Consider the following 18868-nt stretch of genomic DNA (forward strand, 5'->3'; position numbering starts at 1 on the left):
GAGGGGCGGTCACGCTAAAAAGGGGATGTAGTGAGAAGTGTCGGAAGATCCCGTTTGGCCGCCGCGACCGCGGTGGTGGTCGCGATGACGGGCACTCTTGTCGCGGTCGCCACCTCCCCGGCGTCGGCGGCTGCCTGCGCGACGAACACCTACACCCGGCAGTTCTTCGCGAACACCAGCTTCTCGGGCGCGCCGAAGCGCACGGACTGTGACACCGCGATCAACGAGAACTGGGGCACCAAGTCGCCCGGGGTCCCCGGCGTCGCCAAGGACAACTTCGGCGTCCGCTGGACCGTGAAACGCGACTTCGGCTCGGCCGCTTGGAGTGGGCCTGCTCCGACATGACGGCCTGCGCCGGCATCACCGAGCACCGCCTGGAGCGCTGGAACGTGGCCACCAGGACGTACGAACCGGTCACCTCCATCGCCGCGGCCCCGAACCGTATCTACCACTCCGCCGTGCCCCTGCCGCTCGGCGAGACGTCGTACTTCCGGATCACCGGCATCCTCGCCGACGGCACACCGGCCGCCGTGGTGCACTACTCGGCGGCCAAGGGCGACTACGTGTGAGCCCGGGAACCGTGCCGACGACTTCGCGGCGGTCACACGGATTCTGACCGAGGCGGATCAGCGGGAAACGTCTGCGGCGGACCCTGATCGCTCGGGGAAGCATTTGTCATGCGCGCAACGGCGACGAGGGCCGCGACCTTGAGGTCGCGGCCCTCGTCGCGCTGAACATCGGCCACCGCGACACCGGGGTCGACGAGCGCCTGTCGAGGGGAAGCGGCCAACCGGCCCTGATCATTCGGCTCTGCGCCACGGCGCACCGGGGCAAGCGCGCCAGCGATCCGCATCCATGACTCAGAGTGAGGTGCCGCTCCAGCTCCACGAATCGTCACGGGCCTCCCGCAGCAGGACGGCGAAGACGTCGCATGCAGGGCGCGGACCGCCAACTGCTCCTGGGATGGCTTTCATCCAGAACGGATTCAGCACATATGAGGCCGGGAAACCCCGTGAACACGCGAGAACCACGGAGGGGTGTTTTCCCGGGCCAGACACCTGATGGCTGACGTTTCCGCAGGTCACAGCCGCGCCCGGGGAAAACTCCTGCAGCGGGTGTCGCAGGTTCGAATCCTGCCGGGGGCACAGCGCCGAGGGCCGGTTCAGGAGCTTGATCCCCGGAACCGGCCCTACTGCGTGACCGCGTCCGTTCCACGCTCGCCCCACGAAGTCCGATGCGCTCCCACCGCCCCGGTGCCTTGGCGTCAGCCCTCGTGGGGCACTTTCGGACAGGTGACCGGTACGACGGTGAGGAGGTCGTCCAGCCCTTTGAAGTCGTCGGGGTTGGTGGTGAAGAGGGGAAGGTCCTCGGCCACGGCGATGGCGGCGATCATCAGGTCGGCCACCCGGCGGCGCGGCTTACGGCCCGCACTGATCACCGCGGCACAGATGCGACCGTAGATGCGGGCTGCCTCGGCGTCGAAGGGGATGGGGTCGAACTCGTTCTCGGCGCGTTGGAGAACGTCGAGCCTGCGGGCGCGTTCGGCGTGTTCGTCGTAGCCGCTCTGTTCGTCGTCGCGACGGACCTCGTGCGGACCGGCGGACAACTCGGCCAGGGTGATGGCGGTGATCGCCATTTCGTCCGGCAGTTCCTCGGGCGCCACCCACCGGCGCAGAATCATGATGTTGGTGTCGAGGAGCCCCTGCTCGTACGTCGAGCGGTCAGCGGGCATAGGGATCGTCCAGGTAGGTGTCGGCCGTGGCGTCCTGGTCGGCACGGAACGTGTCGAGGTCGATGTCGGGGGCAGTCCTGGACATCGCGGCGAACTCCTGGCGAGAGACGAACCGACGGCGTCGCCGCAGAGGGACGAGCTGGCCGATCGGGTGTCCGTCACGGGTGACGGTGAACGACTGGCCGCCCTGTATGGCGTCCATGATCTCCCGGGACCGGCTGCGCAGATCCCGCTGGGTGATTTCGGGCTGAACGCTCATACCAGTCACCGTAGCACTCGGTGCCACTGGGTAGCACTTCACCCGCGAACGCAGCAAGCGACCGGGGCGAACCGGGGGTCGTCACGGGCGGCCACGGCGACCTTGCGGGCGTGATCGACCAGCGCGGCCGGGACCGGCACGGCCGGGGGTTCGGGTCCGGGGTGGCGGGTGCCGGCGGAGCCGGGGAGCGGTCCGCGGGGGTGCCGCCCATGAAGGCCGGGGCGGGCCAGGCGGCGACGAGGATGCGCAGCCGGGCGGGAACGTCGTTCAGGTCGAGCAGTCCGGCGGTGGCGACGTTCGCGCCGAGCGAGGCGACCAGGGCGATGAGGAACCAGCGCGGTCCCGTTGAACGGTCGACGGAGGCCCTGCTGGCGGCAGTCGCCCCGCGGAGCAGCAGCAGGCCGACCGCTGCCAGGTACCGGGGCGAGAGAGGACTGGACGGCGCGAGGCACCCCGGTGCCCGGCACCCGGCCCTCGGCGCGCTGCACCGCACGCTCAACGCCTCCCGGCCGACATTCGTCTACAGTTCCGTAGACGGTCTACTTCGATGTAGTCGATCGTTTCCGGCGTTCATTCACTCTCCAGTTCACAGGGAAGGCCCCATGACCAGTCCACCGCACCTGGCCGTGCAGCTGGCCGTCAACGTGCTCGACGCCCATTCGCTGCTGGCGGCTTTCGGCGTGCTGGGTGTCGGCGTGGTGCTGTTCGCCGAGACGGGACTGCTGATCGGGTTCTTCCTGCCCGGTGACTCCCTGTTGTTCACGGCGGGCCTGCTGTGCACGGATACAGGGAACCAGGCAGTGAAACTGTCCCTGGCGCCGCTGCTGGTCGCGGCGGCCGTCGGCGCGCTGGCGGGGGCGCAGTGCGGATACCTGCTCGGCCGGAAGGCGGGCGGTGCGCTGATCGCCCGCAACCGTTCCCGGCGACTGCACGAGGGGGTGAAGCGCGCAGAGGAGCTGCTGGAGCGGTACGGGCACGCAAAGGCGGTCGTCCTGGCCCGGTTCATACCGGTCGTGCGGACGGTGCTCAACCCGATGGCGGGCGCGCTGGAGGTTCCGGTGCGGACCTTCACACTGTGGCAGGTGATCGGCGGCCTGGTCTGGAGCGTCGGCCTCATCCTCGCGGGGTACGCGCTGGGTTCATCGGTCCCGAACGTCGACCGATACCTGTTGCCGCTGGTCGCACTGATCGTCGTCCTCTCCCTGGTTCCCCTTCTTGTCGAGATGCTGCGCGCCCGGCGGGGCGCCGACGCGCGGGGAGGGAACAAGTGATCGTCGCCTTTTGACGGGTCCTCCATCGACGGCTCCGCCTACTCGGATACTCGGACGTGGTGCGCCTCGCCCAGCACTCGCCCGTCCGGCTGGACGACACGCTCTCGGCCTGGTCGACGTACGGGCCGCCAGTTTTCGTTCTCCTGGCCGCGGCGGCCCTGGGCCCGCCGTTCGTCTCGCGCCGTCCCGGAGCGGTCGCGGTCGTAGCCGCGCCGGCGATACGGGCATCCCGGTGTGGGTCGGCGCACACTGTCCACACGACGTCCTGCCCGGTGGCCCGCCGCCAGGCGCCTGGGCGCTCTGCTGCTGACCTCATGAGCCTTTGAGAGGTGCCGGAGAACCATGCGCCCCAAGATCCTGGTGGTCGAGGACGATCATGCCCTGCGGGACGTGCTGCGCCGGGGGCTGTACGACGAGGACTTCGAACCGGTCCTGGCAACCGACGGCGCCACCGCTCTGCGGCTGGCCAAGGCCGACATCGCGGCGGCCGTACTGGACGTCGGCCTGCCCGACGCGGACGGACGGGACGTGTGCCAGGCCATGCGTGCCAACGGCTTCCTCGCTCCCGTTCTCTTCCTGACCGCCCGGCATCAGCTCACCGACCGCCTGTCCGGCTTCTCCGCCGGGGGCGACGACTACCTGCCCAAGCCCTTCCACCTCGCCGAACTCGCCGCCAGACTGAGAGCCGCACTCCGACGGACCGCCACCACGACGGTGGCCTCGGCCGGTGACCTGGTTGTGGACGCGGTGGACCACAGCGTGACCGTTCACGGCACCCGCGTCACCCTGTCCCCCACCGAGTTCCGGCTGCTGGCCGGCCTCGTCGCCGCAGACGGAACCCTCGTACGCCGCCGCGACCTGGTGCGGGCCGGCTGGCCCGAGGGCGCTCAGGTCAGCGACAACACCCTGGACCAGTACCTGAGCCGGCTGCGCCGCAAACTGCGTGACGCCGGCAGCGGCTTGACGATCGACACGGCGCGCGGGATCGGACACCGTCTGTCGTGAACCGTGCCTCGCGTGTCCTGCGGCGCCTCGCCCCGCGCACCCTGCGCGGCCGCCTCTCGCTGGTGGCGCTGACCACCTCGGCCCTGCTCATGACGATCCTGACCGTCGTGTTCAACGCCGTGATGGACCGGCACCTGCAGCACCAGGCGGACGACGAACTGCGCAACCGGGCGGCAGCGGTGGCCACGACCGTCGACACCACCGGACCCCGGGTGCGCGTCCTGGAAACCGTCCACGACCGTCTCCTCGACGCCAACGTGTGGATCTACGCCGGAACGCAGCTGCTCGAGAAGCCGCCGTCCACCACCGCTGGTGACCCGCCGGCCCAGGCCGCCGACCGGCTGGCCACCCAGCCGAAGGACGCCTGCGCGACCGTCCAGGCACCCGGTCACCGGCCCGTCCGGCTGTGCGCCCGGCGCGTCTCCGGCCTCCGCGCCACCGCCACCGTCGTCACCGCCCTGGACCTGACTCCGTACCGCAGTTCGGCCGACACCCTGCTGGTGGGGTCACTCATTCTTGACGCCGTGATGCTCGGCTGCACCTACGTACTCACCCGCCTGTCCGTCGGCCGGGCACTGCGCCCGGTGCGGACGATGACCGACCAGGCCACGCAGTGGAGCGCCGTGGGCTCGGACGAGCGCTTCGGCACGGAGGACCACCCGGCCGAACTCGCCCGCCTCGGCGCCTCCCTGGACGCGCTCCTGGACCGCATACGCACCGTCCTGCGCCACGAACAGCAGCTGACGGGCGAGCTGTCCCACGAACTGCGCACCCCGCTCACCCGGATCATCATGGAACTCGACTGGTGGCGGGCCCGCCCCCGCACGGACGCCGAGACCAGCGCCACCCAAGGGGTGATCGCCGAGGCCGCCCAGTCCATGCGCACCATCTGCGACACGCTCCTGCACCACGCCCGCGAGAACGCGCTGCACCCGGAGACATCCCCTGGAACATCCGACGTCGTGCCCGTCCTGGACCGCCTGCTCCAGCGCCTCGACACGCCGGACCAGGTGAAGACCGCCGTGGAGAGGGAAGCGCCGGTGCTGGAGGCGGGTGTCGCCCCCGCTCTCCTGGAACGCGTCCTCAGCCCGCTGCTCAGCAACGCCGTCCGCTATGCCCACTCCCGCGTGACCGTGTGCGCGCGGCGCGTCCCCGGCGCCGTGCGGATCGACGTCGTCGATGACGGCCCAGGGGTGCCGGAGACGTTCGGGGACGAGTTGTTCCAGCCCGGCCGGCGCGCCGATCCCGGCGACGGGCACGACGGCGCGGGCCTGGGGCTCCCGCTCGCGCGACGCCTGGCCCGCACCGTCGGCGGTGAGGTGTCCTACGACCCCGGGCACACACCGGGGGCCAGGTTCACGGTCAGGCTGCCCGCCGGGTGAACAGTGTCCGCCCGTCCTTCACGACCGGCGTTCCTGCACGTGGGCGTACGCCATCAGCCCGAACAGCACGGCGAGGAGCACGGCGGACGAGCCCGCGGTCCCCAGATCCAGGCCGCCCTTGGCGACCGGCTTGGTGAGGAAGTCGCCCGCGGTGGCGCCCAGCGGACGAGTGAGGACGAAGGCGATCCAGAACAGCAGCACGTTCGGCACCGCGGGCACCTTCATCAGCGCCACCAGCACGGCCAGCAGTCCGGTCACGAGCAACGCGCCGCCCAGGTAGCCGAGGCCGGAGCTGTCGGAGAGGAAGTCGCCCATCGATGTGCCAAGGGTGTTCGAGACGAGGATCGCCGCCCAGAACAGAGCCTCACCTCTGAAGGTGACGATGTCACGGATCTGGAACGTCATCCCGCTCAGCTTCCAGGCGAGGAAGATCGCCAGGAGGATCGAGATCAGGATCGCCGCTCCCTCCGGATAGCCGAGGCCCAGGCCCTGCGGTCCCCAACCCAGCTTCGTCGCGCCGTTCGAGAGGTACTTGGCACTGGCGTCCCGGTTCATGAAGTCGGACATGGTCGTGCCGGCCATGGAGGTCGACAGGATCACGGTCCAGTAGAAGAACGGGTTGTAACGGCTGGAGCGCAGCTGGACCACCAGCGTCACCACGAAGACCAGGAACAGCGCGACCGTGGTCAGGAAGTAGCCCAGCTTCAGGGTCTGCGCGAAGAGGTCGCCCGCCGTCTCGCCCAAGGTCGTCGCGGCGATCTTCATGATCCAGAACGCCAGCGTGACCTCGGGCAGCTTCTTCATCACCGACTTGGTCGTACTCGACGTGGCCGCCACGTCGAGGTCGGTGAGGACCTCCGCATTCTCCATTCGGTGTCTCCTGTCCAGTCGCACGACAGGGCGCTCTTCCCGTGTGAGGGGTCGAGCGCCCTGTTGAATTTGCCGGCCGCAGACGGTGGCCGTGATCTTCGACCGTGACACAGGGAGCCTGAACGCATCCTGAACGCCTGCCGTGTGGCAGGTCAGGCCACGTGTCACTGTGGCAGGTCAGGCCACGTGTCACTCGGAGACCAGATCGCCCCCACCGGCGCTGGGGTCCGGCGGGTGGGTTGGGCCGTTCCGGTGCCCTCGTCGGCCCCGTACTCTGTGCGGGGCCGACGGTCTTTCTGGGGAGCGTGGGGAAAGTGAAGAGCGAGGAGCTCGTAGCCCTCTTCGACGGCCGGGGCCGGATCGAGCTGACGCTCAACTTCTTGGAGAACCTCATTACGGGCAACGTCGAGGAGATCGCCCACGCGCTCGGCTACCGGCTGCTGTCCACCGAGGTCACCGACGGCCGCACCCGCATCCGCTATCGCTTCGAACGCGACGACGCGCCGCTCGCACGCCGCCGGGCCGAGCTGACCGTCGCACGCCTGCGCGCGGGCGGCCCGGTGCTGCCGGCGTGGGAGCCGCCCCCGCCCCCTTCGCTCCCGCCACCGCTGCCGCCCGGATCATGGCCGCCCCTGCCACCTTCACGATAGGAGGGCGGCAATCCAGATGCTGTGGTCATTGCTGCGGGTAAGCGCTGCTCGGGAAGCCAGGGTGCGGGTAACGCGGGGGGACCGGCATGCGTCTCGGCAGGGGCACACGTGGTGAGGTCATGACGCGCTGTGGAGCGGATGCCATGGACGGTGACTCGGCGCCACGATCTGTAACCGCGCCACGGTCTGTAACCGGCGGGGCGGCGCTCAGGGGGTCGGCGGGCTCGTTCACCGTGCCCGGGGCCTGCGCGAGTCCGTTGGCCCACAGCTGGTCGACGCGCGAGCGCTCGGTGGCGTTCGGGTAGCGGTTGGTGCAGGACGGGCCGGCGTAGCCGCCCGACATCAGCTCACTGCACGGCCCGCTGTAGTCGTCCGGCAGGCCCAGCACGTGCCCGGTCTCGTGGGTGACGACGCGGACCGAGTCGTACTGCTGGTTCTGGGTGTAGTCGAGGAAGACGTAGCCATCTCCGTGGCCGTTGGTGGAGGCGTAGGACCCGCGAGAGTCGTTGCCCTCGTAATAGGAGAAGTCGGCACCGCTCGACGCCTCCTGGAGCTTGACGTTGGACTCTGAGCCGTTCCAGATCGAGGCCGCGCTCGATATCTGCGAACGGAAGCTCGGTGCCCGGGAGGCGTTGTAGTAGACAGTCACCGCCTGCGCGTTCGGCTGGGCGGCGCGCTTCTCGGCGACGGACTTGAGCACGGCCTCGAAGAACGCCTTGTTGTTCGCGGCCTCCTCGGCCGACCCGGCGTACCGGGCCACGGAGGTACCGGCGGCAGCGGACGGGGTGGCGGCGGTCTGTGCGCTCGCCGGCACCGCCGCGCCCAGCGCGCTGGAGGCCAGACCCAGGCCGAGAGCGAGGGCGAGGACTCTCGCGGACGTTCGGGACGACTTCATGTGGGGGGCTCCTACTCACTCGGTGACGCCGAGCGCCCGGTGCGGGGTCGACTCCGCGTGAACACCGGTTCCGAACTGCGGCGACGTCCTGTGGGTCGTCATTCTTAGGACGGCTCGACAGGGAGCGCAAAGGGTGCCCACCACTACGTCGCCTCGTAGGTCCCGTGACCTCGCCAGGGCAGTGCACGGGTCTTACGGGCCGCACATGGCAGCAGGAGGGGACGCTGTCGCGGCGTCAGAAGCCTTACAGCACGGGGCAGCGGGCGTGCGGTTCGGCCGGGCGGAATTCCGGGACGCGCGACGGAATCCAAATACGACCCAAGACGGACAATTCCACAGATGCCTGCCATGCCGCATCTACTAAGTGCGCCGGTTGATTGGTGGAGCGCTGTGACCGACGTCATAGAGCATGAGCTTTCATTTCCTTCGCGCTCCACCGGCCCGGGGCCCAGGGAGTCACCCTCGGCGCTGGGCGGCACTCCTCACCGCTGAGCCGCCGCCGCTCAGTCCAGGAGAGCCATTGTCAAAAGCTGTGGATCAGTAGCTGTTCACGCTGTCGCCTGGTTCGAAGCGGGCTCCGGCCGTACGGGAGATGCGGTCGGGTGCGTAGGGGTGCCCGATCCCTGCGGGAAGGCATGGGCGTGGCTGCGTCAAGAGGACCAGCCGGGCCCGTGCCGCACGGCCAGTAGGGCCACATCGTCGTCGTTGTCCGGTGGGCGTGCCCGGGCCAACAGCTCGTCGGTGAAGGGTTCCAGGGGGCGACGGACCAACGCGGCGGCGTGCCGGCGCAGGCGTTCCAGGCCCTCGTCCAGGGTGTGGCCCGGGGACTCGATCAGGCCGTCGGTGTAGAGGAGCAGGGTCGCCCCGGGCGGCAGTTCCGCCGTCGCGTCGGGACGGGCCTGCTCGGGTGTGACGCCCAGGAGGATCCCGTGACCGTCAGTCAGATAGCGGGCCACACCCTCGCGGGTGACCAGCAGGGGAGGTGGATGACCCGCGTTGGTCCACGACAGCTCGCACCGGCCGTCGGCGTTCTCACACATGCGGGCGAAGACCAGCGTGGCCATGGAGACCTCGGCGATGTGCAGGGTCGCCTGGTCGAGCCATTCCACGATCTTGCTCGGTGGCTTCTGCTGGGATACGGCGTAGGCCCGGAGCATGTTGCGCAGCTGGGCCATGCCGGCCGCAGCCTCCAGGTCGTGGCCGACGACGTCCCCCACGGCGAGGGCGGTGGCGCCGTCCGTCAGGGTGAACGCGTCGTACCAGTCGCCGCCGACGTGGGAGGCGTCCGGCGCGGGCAGGTAGCGGGCGGTCATGCTGCGGCCGGGCGCGCGCGGGAGCTTCGGCAGCAGGTGGCGCTGCATGGTTTCGGCGACCTGGCGTTGGCGCTGGTAGAGGCGGGCGTTCTCCAGAGCGAGACCGGCGCGTCGGGCGATGTCCTCCAGCAGGGCGGTGTCGGCCGCGGTGAACCGCTCGGGCTGGTCGGCGCGGCCCAGGGTGAGGGCGCCCATCACGTCGTGCAGGCTGCGGAGCGGGACCACGATGGCCGAGTGCATGCCGGTCGCCTCGAACAGGCGCCGCTGCTCCACCGCGATCCCGGAGTCGGGCGGGCCCTGGTAGGTCTCGGGGCCGGCGAAGGAGGAGGCGACGCCGCGCAGGGCGCGGGACAGGGGCATCGGGGACTCCTGCGGTATTGGCGGCATGGGCCCCTGGAGGTCCTCCCGGAAAATCACGGTGCCGCCCTCGGCATGGGCGACAGCGAAGCGCCGGACTTCGTCCCGCTCGCCGATCAGGTCGATGACGGTCCAGTCGGCGATGCGAGGCACCACGAGGCTGATCAGGCGGCGCAGCGCCTCGTGGATGTCCAGGGTGGAGGTGAGCAGAGTGGTCGTCTCGGCGAGGAGAGCGAGCCGTTCCAGTTCGGAGAGCCGTCCGCCGGCCGGTGGCCGCTGGGCGGGGCATCCGGGGCGCCGTGCGGAGTGGAAGAGGACGAGCGTGGCCGACGGGCGGATACCGAGGTCGCAGGAAGTGGCCAGCCATCCCACCGGCAGCAGCGTGCCGTCTCCGCGCTCGAACCACTCGTCCTCACCCTGCCGCGTGCGCCCGCCGAGGACGCTCTCCCGCATGCGGCACTGGCTCCTTGGCGCGGTTTCCCCGCGGCTGGTGCGGTGCAGCAGGTCGTGGGCGTCGCGGCCGACCAGATCAGCAGCGGGGCGGGCCAGGAGCTGTTCGCCGCGCGTGTTGACGGCGACGATCAAGCCCTCCTCGTCAGCCAGGTAAGCACCCGTGCCGAGGGTGTCGAGAACCCGGGCAACCGCTTCCTGCGGACCATCCGGGCCCGTCATCTCTGCCTCCCGTCACCCGAGAGATCGCCAGGGCCATCCCTGCGATCCGGGTTCCCCCAGGGGACATAGGTGACCCTCGCGGCAAGAAGTGAGTGCCACGCGTCCCGCCGCGAGGAGGGCCCCGTGGGCGGCGCCGATGTTCTCGCCCGGGGTCCCGTCGGCGAGGGGCGGCTTCGTGCCGCTGCCGGTACGGCCCCGTGGGGCCGGGGCCGTACCGGTTCGGTTCAGGCGGCGGTCACTTGGTGAAGGTGAAGTACTTCCAGGCGCCGTGAGTCGTGGAGTTGACGTTGTCGCCGGAGGAGCCGTTGATGTACGACGAGCGCATGCGGGCGCGGATGCCGGACTGGCCCGGCGCTTCCAGGCGCACGGCCGACTTGCCGCTGGTGCCGAGGGCGAAGTACTCGTAGCCCGAGTCGTACCACTTGCCCTGGTAGTACACCTGGAGCTGGAAGCGCTGCTTGCGGCCGGGGTAGTAGTTCATGGACGTGGTGAACACCGGGTCGGTCTTCTTGTGGAAGTAGTAGTACTTCGTGGAGCCGATCTTGCCCGTCTTGTAGTGCTTGGAGACGGCGGTGGAGACCTTCACCCGGGCGTACGCGGTCGACTTGACGGTCTTGGCGGTGTAGCGGGCGTCTCCGCTGAAGACGGCGCTGACGGTGGTGTCACGGGTCATGCTGACGGTCGCCGACAGGTTGCCCTTGGAGTTGACCTTGGCCGTCTTCAGCAGCTTCTTCGGCTTGTCGGGGCCGAAGGGGTCCGCGTAGATCGAGACGGTGCGGTTCTTGTACGTCGTGCCGAGATGCGCGGTGAAGGTGACCTTCTTGCCGTACGAATACAGCTTGCCCTTGTTGTTCAGGGTCAGCGCGGTCGCCTTGCGCGAGACCTCCACCGCGCCCGAGCCGGAGGCGGGCATGTGGGTGGCGTCGCCCGCGTAGGAGACCTTGTAGGTGACCTTGCCGCCGGCGGGCGGGGTGTCCGTGAAGGAGAAGGTGCCGTCCGCCTTGGTCTTGACGGCGGCCAGCGCCTTGCCGCTCGGCGACTCGACGTCGGTGCGGGTCACCTTCAGGGCGGTGCCCGCGGCAGGCAGGGTCTTCGAGGTCAGTTTGCCCTTGACGGTGAGCTTCTTGGCGCGCTCCGACTTGGCGGGGGCCGACACCTTGAGGGTGAGCAGTTCCTTGGTGGGGTCGGTCAGGGCCCGCAGGGTGTGGGTCCCGTAGGTGTTCACGGAGACGGCGAAGACCCGGCTGGAGTCGGGCGCCCAGGCGAGCGCTCCGTCCACGAGGGTGTCGGCGCCGCTGCTGTTGCCGGTGTTGGGGAAGTCGTACTCCCGCACCGGCACCCGGTCACCGGGCCGGTGGATGTGGACGTCGGGGTCGTACCAGGAGAAGCTGCCGCCCGCGATGGTGCCGTCGGGCGCGACGCGCACGGCGTTCGGGTACGCGCCGACGGGGTAGCCGGCCAGCTGGGTGAGGTCGGTGGTCGAGTAGGCGCCGATGCTGTAGCCGGGGCCCCACGAGGTGAGCACCTGGCTGCCGTCGGGCATCAGGTCCAACTGCTTGACGCCGCTGCCCATGTCGCCCTCGGCGCGCAGGGTGGCGCCGTCGGCGGAGACGTCGTACACGGCGAGCGTGGAGGCGTTGCCCGCCACCAGGACGCCAGGGACGGCCGGGTCGGCGGCGAGCAGCGTCCCGGCACCCTGGTAGGGGTCGGCGTCGCCGCGCTGGCCGAGGTGGACGACGGGCTCGGGGCCGGAGACGTCGAGCGAGCCGAAGTCGCTGCCGTAGGAGAACCAGATCCGGCCGTCCACCACCTCCAGGTCGCCGGGGGCCGCGTCGAGCGGGTAGCTCGCGGTCTGGGTGTACGTCCTCGTCTCCACCGAGACGATCCGGTTGCCGTTCTTCACGGCGGCGTACACCTGTTCGGAGTCGTCGGACAGGGCGAGGCCCGTCACGCCGGAGAGCCCGGTGAGCGTCGCCTTCACGGCGCCCGTGTAGTCGGTGACGACGATCTTGCCGGTGGTCGGGTCGGAGACGTAGACCCGCTGATGGGTACCGTCCACGACCATGTCGCCGACCGAGGTCACCGGAAGGACCTTCGCGGAGTCGGCCGCCGCCGGACCCGCCACACCCGTGGTCAGGGCCACGGAACTGAGGACGATCGCGAGTGCCGTCGCGATCGAGACGCTACGTCTGCGCACAGTGATGGAACCCCCACAGAAGAAGCCCGGTCCTCGCCGGGCGGAAACGGACAGGCCGCGATCCCCCCGCGCACCGAAGACGGGTGCGTGGACGCTGCCGAAGCAGCAGCGTATGACATGCCAGTGACAAACACCGACTGGAAATTCCGGTTCCGGGCGCCCACCGCTGCCCGCCCGTCAGTACGTGCTCGTCCATGCGTCCGGGCGGGGTTCCAGGATCGCGGTGACGACCGTGCTGGACGAGGTCATGACGTCGGCCATGAATCGCCGGCGTCCGATGCCGAGGTGCCGCAGCGCCGGGCCGTGGTCGGTGACGACGAGCAGGGAGGCGGCGAGGAGAAGGAGTTGCCACAGGGCCATCACGGGACGCCGGGTGGCGCGGGGCAGTTCCGCCAGGGAGGCGTGCAGGCGTTCGCAGTGGAAGGGGACATGGCGCTGTTCGTCGGACAGGATGCGTCCCGCCACGTCCGACGTGAGCGCGTCGTCGGTGCCGTCGCGCAGGGCCCGGTAATAGCGCAGTGCCACCACCTCCGCGACCATCAGCACCAGCAGTTCCATGCGCAGGCCCATGAGGCGTCGCAGCCGTACGAAGACCGTGTCCGTCCAGTGGCCCGACAACGTCGGTACACCGCCCGCGGCCAGCAACCGGGCGAGCAGACGGGCGTGGTTCTGCTCCTCGGCGACGAACAGCCGGACCGCTCGGGCGTAGTCGGTGTCACCGGCCTCGTCCGCCTTGCCGATCAGGTTGGCGCCGTCGCCGTCCTCGCCGACCTGGAAACGCTGGATGCCGGCCCACACCGCGGGGTGCAGCGACGCCCCCTGTCCCCAGTCCGGGTCCCCCTGGGCGCGCCTGCGCTCGCGCTCGTCCTCGAACCGCCGCGTCCACTTGGCGAAGTCACCCATATCCGCGTCCACCGGTCTCCCCTCCCCTGGGCACAGCCACCGTGCCTCGGAGAGGGACGACGCGGGCGGGCAGCGAACCGTTCCGCCGATGTCCGCGGCCGGACGCCGCTGTGGCGGGCCCGTCAGCCCAGGCGGCGTACCGGGTTGCCCGCCAGGTAGGCCTGGATGTCCTCCACCGCGTCGCCGTAGTACGTCGCGTAGTTGGACTGCGAGACGTAGCCGAGGTGGGGTGTGGCGAGCAGCCGTGGCGCGGTACGCATGGGGTGGTCGGCGGGGAGTGGTTCGGCGTCGAACACGTCCACTGCGGCGCCGGCGATACGGCCCTCGTGCAGGGCCGCCAGCAGCGCGTCCTGGTCGACGATGGCGGCGCGGGAGGTGTTGATCAGGTAGGCGGTGGGCCGCAGGAGGGCGAGTTCGGCGGCGCCGAGCAGGCCACGGGTGCGGTCGCTCAGCGCGAGGTGGACGGAGACGAAGTCGCTGGTCGACAGCAACTCCTCCTTGGACGCGGCGAGTTCGACGCCCACCTCGTCGGTGCGCCGCTCGGTGAGATTCTGGCTCCAGGCGCTGACCCGCATCCCGAAGGCGAGGCCCACCTGCGCGACCCGGCTGCCGATCCTGCCGAGGCCGAGCAGGCCCAGGCGCCGGCCCTGGAGGTCGGCGCCGACGGTGGACTGCCAAGGGCCGCCCGCGCGCAGCGCGTTGTTCTCGGTGACCAGGTTGCGGGCGAGGCCGAGCAGCAGCGCCCAGGTGAGTTCCACCGGCGGGGTGGAGGAGCTGCCGGTCCCGCACACGGTGACGCCGCAGCGCTCGGCGGCGGCGTAGTCGATGACCGAGTTGCGCATGCCGGAGGCGACGAGGAGCTTCAGGCGGGGCAGGCGGTCGAGCAGCGTGGCCGGGAAGGCGACCCGCTCGCGCAGGGTGACGACGATGTCGAAGTCGGCGAGGGCGCCGGCGAGTTCGTCCTCGTCGGTGATGTGCTCGCGGAACGTGACGACCTCCACCCGGTCCTCGACCGGGCTCCAGTCGGCGGAGGCGAGGGCGGCGTCCTGGAAGTCGTCGAGCACGGCGCAGCGCAGGGGCATGTCGGTTGTCTCCGTCGTTCGTCGTTCGTCTTTCCTCGTTCGTGCTGATCAGGCTGCTCGATCACACCGGTGTCCGGCAAACCTGATGGACCGCGTGCGACGAGGGCCCGTATTGTCGGGCGCCGGCAGCCAGCCACAGGGACGACCACACCCGAGACGATCAGAGGTGCCATGACGGACGCCATGAGGGACGCCACCGACCCCAACTCCGACGCCCCCGCCGCCGGATTCGCGGACATCCCGACGACCACGCTGGCCGACCTCCTCGGCCGGGCGCAGGTCATGGACATCGGCATCCGCCCGCTGTGGACGCCGGTGCCCCGCGTGGCCGGGCCGGCGTTCACCGTGCGGTGCCCTCCCGGTGACAACCTCATGCTGCACGCGGCCATTCACCGTGCCGCCCCGGGCTCCGTCATCGTCGTCGAGTCCGGCGACCTGGACTACGCGCTGGCGGGCGGAAACGTGTGCGCCGTGGCGCAGCGCCGCGGTGTCGCGGGCTTCGTGCTGGACGGTCTGATCCGCGACCTGGGCGAGGTCCGCGAGGCCGGCTTCCCCGTGTTCGCCCGGGGCGTCATCCCGATCCCGGGCGGCAAGAAGGCCGTGGAGCCGCTGAACACGGAGGTGACCTGCGGCGGGGCGAAGGTGAACGCCGGCGACGTCGTGGTGGCCGACGAGGAGGGCGTCGTGGTCGTCCCGGCGGCCCGCCGCGAGGAGCTCCTCGCCGCCGCGCGGGCCAGGCCGGCCAAGGAGGCGGACGAGACCCTCGACGCGTGGGAGGCGGCCCACCGCGCCCGCGTCGACGGGATCCTGCGCGAGCAGGGCTTCGAGGGGTGACCACACGCCCAGGGGTCGGCCGCGTCCCCGGCCGGATTCACAGTGTCGGAAACCGGACGTAGACCCCGCCCTCGGTGTTGAGGACTGTGACCTGGGAGTGGGAGGCCGCGGGGTCGTCGCCGAGCTTGCCGTCGATGACGGCGTACCAGACGCCCCATCCGGGGTCGCCCGGCAGCTCGATGAGCCCGCCCCGGACCGTCCCGTGCGCCGTCTCCACCTCGACGACGGACGCGGTGCCCTTGCCGCCGTAGTACAGGCCGGAGAAGTACGCGCGGTCTGCCGTGATCTCGGACTGCACGGTGACTCCGGGGGTGCCCCGGTCGATGTTGCCGTCGGCCACGCCCCGGAACTCCGGCTCGGGCGAGGAAGGCGTCGTCCAGTGCTTGCCCTTCGCCGTGAGCCACAGCTCGAAGCCGGGGGCCGCCGTCACGTGCTCACCCGAGGCGACGACACGGGGCCTCGGAGCCGGGGCCGCCGAGGAGGCGGACGGCGAGGGCGAGACGGACGCGGGCGCCGCCGGAGACGCGTTGCGGTCGGCGCCGGGTTCCGTGCCGCCAAGCACGACCACGGCCAGCGGGACCAGCAGCAGCCCGCATCCCGCGCCGAGTACGGCCGTCCGCCGCCTGCGCCGGATCCGCCGCCCCCGGCGCTCCACGTCCGCCAGCGGCAGCGGGGGTGGCTGGATCTCGTACGCGGCCTCGGCCAGCGCCTGGCGCAACCATTCGGTCCCGGCGTGTCCCGGGCCTGTGTCTGTTTCGGTTCTGGGGTGGTTCATCAGCGTGCTCCGGTGACGGGGTGGGAGCGGTCGGAGGCGTCGGAGGCGGCGGAGAAGGCCTCGAAGGCCGGGTGGGAGCGCAGAGCCGCCAGGCCGCGCCGGGCATGGGTCTTGACCGTTCCGAGCGAGCAGTCGAGCACCTCGGCGATGGCGGTTTCGGGGAGGTCCTCCCAGTAGCGCAGCACCAGCACCGTCCGCTGCCGGGCGGAGAGCGTGGCGAGCGCCCGCGTGACCGCTTCGCGGCGCTCGACGGACTCGGCGTGTCCGTTGTCCGGCTGGTGCACCCGTTCGGGCAGGAACGGCATCAGCAGATGCGTGACCCGTCTTCTGCGGATCCGGCTGAGGTTGTTGTTGACGAGGGAGCGTCGTACGTAGAAGTCGACGTCGTCGGGCGGGATGCGCCCCCAGCGTGCGTACACCTTGGCGAGGGTGGTCTGCACGAGATCCTCGGCTTCGTGGTAGTCGCCGGTGAGCAGGAGCGCGGTCCGCAACAGACGGGTCCAGGCCGCACTGGCGTAGGCGGCGAAGTCGTTGCTCCCGGAGGAGGCTGCGAGTCTCTCGTACTGCGGCACGGACGCGGTTCCCTGTGGGTCGGGTACGGGGAGGAGGTGAGCCGGGGAGCTCCGGGGGCGGGGACCGCGCGGGCCCCCGCCCGGGAGGTCAGCGCAGCTTCAGCTGGGCGTAGATCTTGCCCTTGGTGTCGTGGACGGTGATCCGGGACACGTAGTCCCAGGAACTGTTGTCGGTCTTGACGTCGGCGACGGCGTACCAGACGCCCCATCCGGGCTTGCCCGGCAGCTCGATGAGCTTGCCGCGCACCGTCCCGTCCGCCGTCTCGACCTCGACGTCGGACGCGGTGCCCTTGCCGCCGTAGTACAGGCCGGAGAGGTAGACGTGGTCGGCCGTGCCCTCCGCCTGCATCGAGACGCCGGGGGTGCTCCGGTCGATGTTGCCGTCGACCACGCTGCGGAACTGCGGTTCGGGCATGGAAGGCGTCGTCCAGTACTTGCCCTTCGCCGTGAGCCACAGCTCGAAGCCGGGAGCCGCCGTCACGTGCTCACCGGGGGCGACGATGCGGGGCGTCGGGGCGGTCTTCTTCCCCGTCGTCCGCGTCGGCGTGGAGGCCCGGGTCTTCGAGGCGGCAGCGGCCTGGTTCTGCGCCGCCCCCGCCTGCACGACCGTGGCGTGCGGCGCCTTCGCGGGTGCGGCGTGGGCCGCCGTGGCCGTTCCCGCCACGGCGACGGCGACGGCCGCGCCGGTCAGGTACTTCAGCGTCCGTTTCATGAACGGGCAACTCCTCGCGGAACACGGACCCCTGGGGGGATCCGGAATGGCTGGTGGAAGGAGGGCGCCTCTCCACCCGTTCAAACCCCGCCGGGACCGGTCCCGGATGACACCCCGCGCGGATTTTCTTCGCGGAGCGGCGGTGTACGCCGACGCGCGACCGGGCGCCGGTCCGGCGCCGCTCACCGCCCGGTGGCGATAATCGTCGGGTGAACGGCGGTGAGGTGCGGCGGCGGCTGCTGGGCGATCTGCTGGCGGTCGGGGCGCCGTACGGGCTGGCGCTCGCCGGTGGGGACGCGGTGCGGGCCCACGGCCTGGTGGACCGGCCCGGCCGGGAGATCGACGTGGCCACCGAGAGCCCCGTCGAGACGGGGGACATCCTCGCGGCGGTACGCGCAGGCCTGGAGGAACGAGGCTGGCGGGTCCGAACATCGGAAACGGAACCACTCGCGGGCCGGCTCGTGGTCAGTGGCCCGGTGGCCGGTGGCGCCGAGGTCGGGGGCCCGGAGATCGGAGGCCCGGAGATCAGGGCCGGAACCGGGCCCAGCGCCGAGGCCGGAACCAGGGCCGGGCCCGAGACCGGGGCCGGAACCGGAACCGGAACCCGGCCCGAGGCCGGAACCAGGGCCGAAGCCGGGACCGGAACCGGAACCGAGACCGGAACCGGAACTGAGACCAGGTCCGAGACCGGAACTGGAACCGGAAACAGGGCCGAGGCCGAGGCCGAAACAGGGACAAAGGCCGGAACCGAGGCCGGGGCCAGGGCCGAGGCCCGGCCCGGGACCGAGGCCGGAACCCGGCCCGAGGCCGGGACCAGGGCCGAGGCCGGGACCAGGGCCGAGGCCGGGACCAGGGCCGAGGCCGGGACCAGGGCCGAGGCCGGGACCAGGGCCGAGGCCGGGACCGAGACGGAAGCCGGACCCGAAACCGAGACCAGGGCCGGAACCGGAACCGGGACCAAGGCCGAGGCCCAGGTGGAGTTCGCTGTGCAGGTGGGCAAGGAAGTGCTGTGGCGGCCGTTGGAGGTGGGTGAGTTCGGGCCGGTGCTCTCGCTGGAGGATCTTGTCGGCACCAGGGTGCGCGCGCTGGCGGGTCAGGGTCTCGCCCCGGACCTCGTCGACGTGCACGCCGCCGCCGACCGGTGGAGCCATCCGGAGCTGGAGGAACTCGGCCGCCGCCATGCCGGTGACGTCTTCGACCTCGCCGATCTCCAGACCCGTCTCGTGGGCGCCGAGTGGATCGACGACCGGGAGTTCGCCGCCTGCGGGCTCGGCGACCGCGCGATCGCCGAGCTCCGCCGCTGGGCCCAGGAGTGGGCGGACGACATCGGCGAACGGCTCGCGGAGTCCGCGGCGCCACTCGACGACGAGTGACGCCGCCCATGCCC

17 protein-coding genes and 3 pseudogenes are annotated in these 18868 nt (G+C 70.9%); 8 read left to right on the plus strand and 12 right to left on the minus strand.

What is annotated here, in order from left to right:
* Positions 1 to 84: 84 nt before the first annotated feature.
* Together ACF09J_RS14070 and ACF09J_RS14075 are read left to right on the plus strand one after the other, a co-directional pair.
* Positions 85 to 345 (plus strand): hypothetical protein, encoded by a 261-nt coding sequence (locus ACF09J_RS14070; RefSeq protein ID WP_392305662.1) that lies wholly within the window; start codon positions 85 to 87, stop codon positions 343 to 345.
* Positions 342 to 569, plus strand: a complete 228-nt coding sequence (locus tag ACF09J_RS14075; protein WP_392305663.1) for a hypothetical protein — start codon at positions 342 to 344, stop codon at positions 567 to 569. The genes ACF09J_RS14070 and ACF09J_RS14075 overlap by 4 nt, the downstream gene beginning before the upstream one ends.
* A gap of 695 nt (positions 570 to 1264) precedes the next feature.
* Here the strand turns inward: ACF09J_RS14075 and ACF09J_RS14080 are convergent.
* From ACF09J_RS14080 to ACF09J_RS14090, 3 genes and pseudogenes are all read right to left on the minus strand, one after another.
* Positions 1265 to 1732, minus strand: coding sequence for a type II toxin-antitoxin system VapC family toxin (locus ACF09J_RS14080; protein WP_392305664.1), 468 nt, complete (start codon positions 1730 to 1732; stop codon positions 1265 to 1267).
* Entirely contained in the window at positions 1722 to 1991 is a 270-nt protein-coding gene (locus ACF09J_RS14085; RefSeq protein ID WP_360966070.1) for a prevent-host-death protein, read from the minus strand. The genes ACF09J_RS14080 and ACF09J_RS14085 overlap by 11 nt, the downstream gene beginning before the upstream one ends.
* Before the next feature lie 95 nt (positions 1992 to 2086).
* A pseudogene (locus ACF09J_RS14090) lies at positions 2087 to 2343 on the minus strand (SpdA protein); the annotation flags it as partial.
* 250 nt (positions 2344 to 2593) lie between these two features.
* Between ACF09J_RS14090 and ACF09J_RS14095 the strand changes: the two are divergent.
* The 3 genes from ACF09J_RS14095 to ACF09J_RS14105 all read left to right on the plus strand — a co-directional run bounded on the left by ACF09J_RS14095 (position 2594) and on the right by ACF09J_RS14105 (position 5649).
* Positions 2594 to 3262, plus strand: a complete 669-nt coding sequence (locus ACF09J_RS14095) for a DedA family protein (protein ID WP_392305665.1) — start codon at positions 2594 to 2596, stop codon at positions 3260 to 3262.
* 342 nt (positions 3263 to 3604) lie between these two features.
* On the plus strand, positions 3605 to 4267 hold the full coding sequence (locus ACF09J_RS14100) for a response regulator transcription factor (protein ID WP_392305666.1): 663 nt from the start codon (positions 3605 to 3607) through the stop codon (positions 4265 to 4267).
* Positions 4264 to 5649 (plus strand): sensor histidine kinase, encoded by a 1386-nt coding sequence (locus ACF09J_RS14105; RefSeq protein WP_392305667.1) that lies wholly within the window; start codon positions 4264 to 4266, stop codon positions 5647 to 5649. The genes ACF09J_RS14100 and ACF09J_RS14105 overlap by 4 nt, the downstream gene beginning before the upstream one ends.
* Before the next feature lie 18 nt (positions 5650 to 5667).
* On the opposite strand, the gene ACF09J_RS14110 is transcribed toward ACF09J_RS14105, so the two are convergent.
* The gene (locus tag ACF09J_RS14110) at positions 5668 to 6519 is read right to left on the minus strand and encodes a hypothetical protein (RefSeq protein WP_392305668.1); all 852 of its coding nucleotides are present in this window, start codon (positions 6517 to 6519) and stop codon (positions 5668 to 5670) included.
* Between the two features lie 314 nt (positions 6520 to 6833).
* Here ACF09J_RS14110 and ACF09J_RS14115 point away from each other — a divergent pair, with 314 nt between their 5' ends.
* Positions 6834 to 7169 (plus strand): hypothetical protein, encoded by a 336-nt coding sequence (locus tag ACF09J_RS14115; RefSeq protein ID WP_392305669.1) that lies wholly within the window; start codon positions 6834 to 6836, stop codon positions 7167 to 7169.
* Positions 7170 to 7410: 241 nt separating this feature from the next.
* On the opposite strand, the pseudogene snpA reads toward ACF09J_RS14115, so the two are convergent.
* The 5 genes and pseudogenes from snpA to ACF09J_RS14140 form a co-directional block, all read right to left on the minus strand.
* Positions 7411 to 8064 (minus strand): annotated as a pseudogene (gene snpA / locus ACF09J_RS14120) (snapalysin); the annotation flags it as partial.
* Between the two features lie 650 nt (positions 8065 to 8714).
* Positions 8715 to 10406, minus strand: coding sequence for a SpoIIE family protein phosphatase (locus ACF09J_RS14125; protein ID WP_392305670.1), 1692 nt, complete (start codon positions 10404 to 10406; stop codon positions 8715 to 8717).
* A gap of 235 nt (positions 10407 to 10641) precedes the next feature.
* Positions 10642 to 12603 (minus strand): Ig-like domain repeat protein, encoded by a 1962-nt coding sequence (locus ACF09J_RS14130; protein WP_392305671.1) that lies wholly within the window; start codon positions 12601 to 12603, stop codon positions 10642 to 10644.
* Positions 12604 to 12780: 177 nt separating this feature from the next.
* Positions 12781 to 13506, minus strand: a complete 726-nt coding sequence (locus ACF09J_RS14135; protein WP_392305839.1) for a ferritin-like domain-containing protein — start codon at positions 13504 to 13506, stop codon at positions 12781 to 12783.
* A 122-nt stretch (positions 13507 to 13628) separates the two neighbouring features.
* Positions 13629 to 14588: a D-2-hydroxyacid dehydrogenase family protein gene (locus ACF09J_RS14140; RefSeq protein WP_392305672.1), complete on the minus strand. Its 960-nt coding sequence runs from the start codon at positions 14586 to 14588 to the stop codon at positions 13629 to 13631.
* Between the two features lie 171 nt (positions 14589 to 14759).
* Between ACF09J_RS14140 and ACF09J_RS14145 the strand changes: the two genes are divergently transcribed.
* Entirely contained in the window at positions 14760 to 15422 is a 663-nt protein-coding gene (locus ACF09J_RS14145; RefSeq protein ID WP_392305673.1) for an RraA family protein, read from the plus strand.
* A 37-nt stretch (positions 15423 to 15459) separates the two neighbouring features.
* Here the strand turns inward: ACF09J_RS14145 and ACF09J_RS14150 are convergent, their stop codons facing one another.
* The 3 genes from ACF09J_RS14150 to ACF09J_RS14160 all read right to left on the minus strand — a co-directional run bounded on the left by ACF09J_RS14150 (position 15460) and on the right by ACF09J_RS14160 (position 17481).
* Complete coding sequence (locus tag ACF09J_RS14150; protein ID WP_392305674.1) at positions 15460 to 16140, minus strand: hypothetical protein; 681 nt, start codon at positions 16138 to 16140, stop codon at positions 15460 to 15462.
* Between the two features lie 56 nt (positions 16141 to 16196).
* The gene (locus ACF09J_RS14155) at positions 16197 to 16769 is read right to left on the minus strand and encodes a SigE family RNA polymerase sigma factor (protein ID WP_392305675.1); all 573 of its coding nucleotides are present in this window, start codon (positions 16767 to 16769) and stop codon (positions 16197 to 16199) included.
* A gap of 88 nt (positions 16770 to 16857) precedes the next feature.
* Positions 16858 to 17481 carry a hypothetical protein gene (locus ACF09J_RS14160; protein ID WP_392305676.1) on the minus strand — a complete coding sequence of 208 codons (624 nt, stop codon included), beginning with the start codon at positions 17479 to 17481 and terminating at the stop codon, positions 16858 to 16860.
* Between the two features lie 992 nt (positions 17482 to 18473).
* On the opposite strand from ACF09J_RS14160, the pseudogene ACF09J_RS14165 reads away from it, so the two are divergent.
* Positions 18474 to 18854 (plus strand): annotated as a pseudogene (locus ACF09J_RS14165) (hypothetical protein); the annotation flags it as partial.
* Positions 18855 to 18868: the final 14 nt, after the last annotated feature.

It is taken from the genome of Streptomyces sp. NPDC014889 (assembly GCF_043081205.1).
In the GTDB taxonomy this organism is placed as follows: domain Bacteria; phylum Actinomycetota; class Actinomycetes; order Streptomycetales; family Streptomycetaceae; genus Streptomyces.

Bases quoted from the DNA above. Each gene is read 5' to 3' on its own strand.
- ACF09J_RS14070 (WP_392305662.1), top strand. From the start codon at position 85: ATGACGGGCACTCTTGTCGCGGTCGCCACCTCCCCGGCGTCGGCGGCT.
- ACF09J_RS14075 (WP_392305663.1), top strand. From the start codon at position 342: ATGACGGCCTGCGCCGGCATCACCGAGCACCGCCTGGAGCGCTGGAAC.
- ACF09J_RS14080 (WP_392305664.1), bottom strand. From the start codon at position 1,732: ATGCCCGCTGACCGCTCGACGTACGAGCAGGGGCTCCTCGACACCAAC.
- ACF09J_RS14085 (WP_360966070.1), bottom strand. From the start codon at position 1,991: ATGAGCGTTCAGCCCGAAATCACCCAGCGGGATCTGCGCAGCCGGTCC.
- ACF09J_RS14095 (WP_392305665.1), top strand. From the start codon at position 2,594: ATGACCAGTCCACCGCACCTGGCCGTGCAGCTGGCCGTCAACGTGCTC.
- ACF09J_RS14100 (WP_392305666.1), top strand. From the start codon at position 3,605: ATGCGCCCCAAGATCCTGGTGGTCGAGGACGATCATGCCCTGCGGGAC.
- ACF09J_RS14110 (WP_392305668.1), bottom strand. From the start codon at position 6,519: ATGGAGAATGCGGAGGTCCTCACCGACCTCGACGTGGCGGCCACGTCG.
- ACF09J_RS14125 (WP_392305670.1), bottom strand. From the start codon at position 10,406: ATGACGGGCCCGGATGGTCCGCAGGAAGCGGTTGCCCGGGTTCTCGAC.
- ACF09J_RS14135 (WP_392305839.1), bottom strand. From the start codon at position 13,506: ATGGGTGACTTCGCCAAGTGGACGCGGCGGTTCGAGGACGAGCGCGAG.
- ACF09J_RS14140 (WP_392305672.1), bottom strand. From the start codon at position 14,588: ATGCCCCTGCGCTGCGCCGTGCTCGACGACTTCCAGGACGCCGCCCTC.
- ACF09J_RS14145 (WP_392305673.1), top strand. From the start codon at position 14,760: ATGACGGACGCCATGAGGGACGCCACCGACCCCAACTCCGACGCCCCC.
- ACF09J_RS14160 (WP_392305676.1), bottom strand. From the start codon at position 17,481: ATGAAACGGACGCTGAAGTACCTGACCGGCGCGGCCGTCGCCGTCGCC.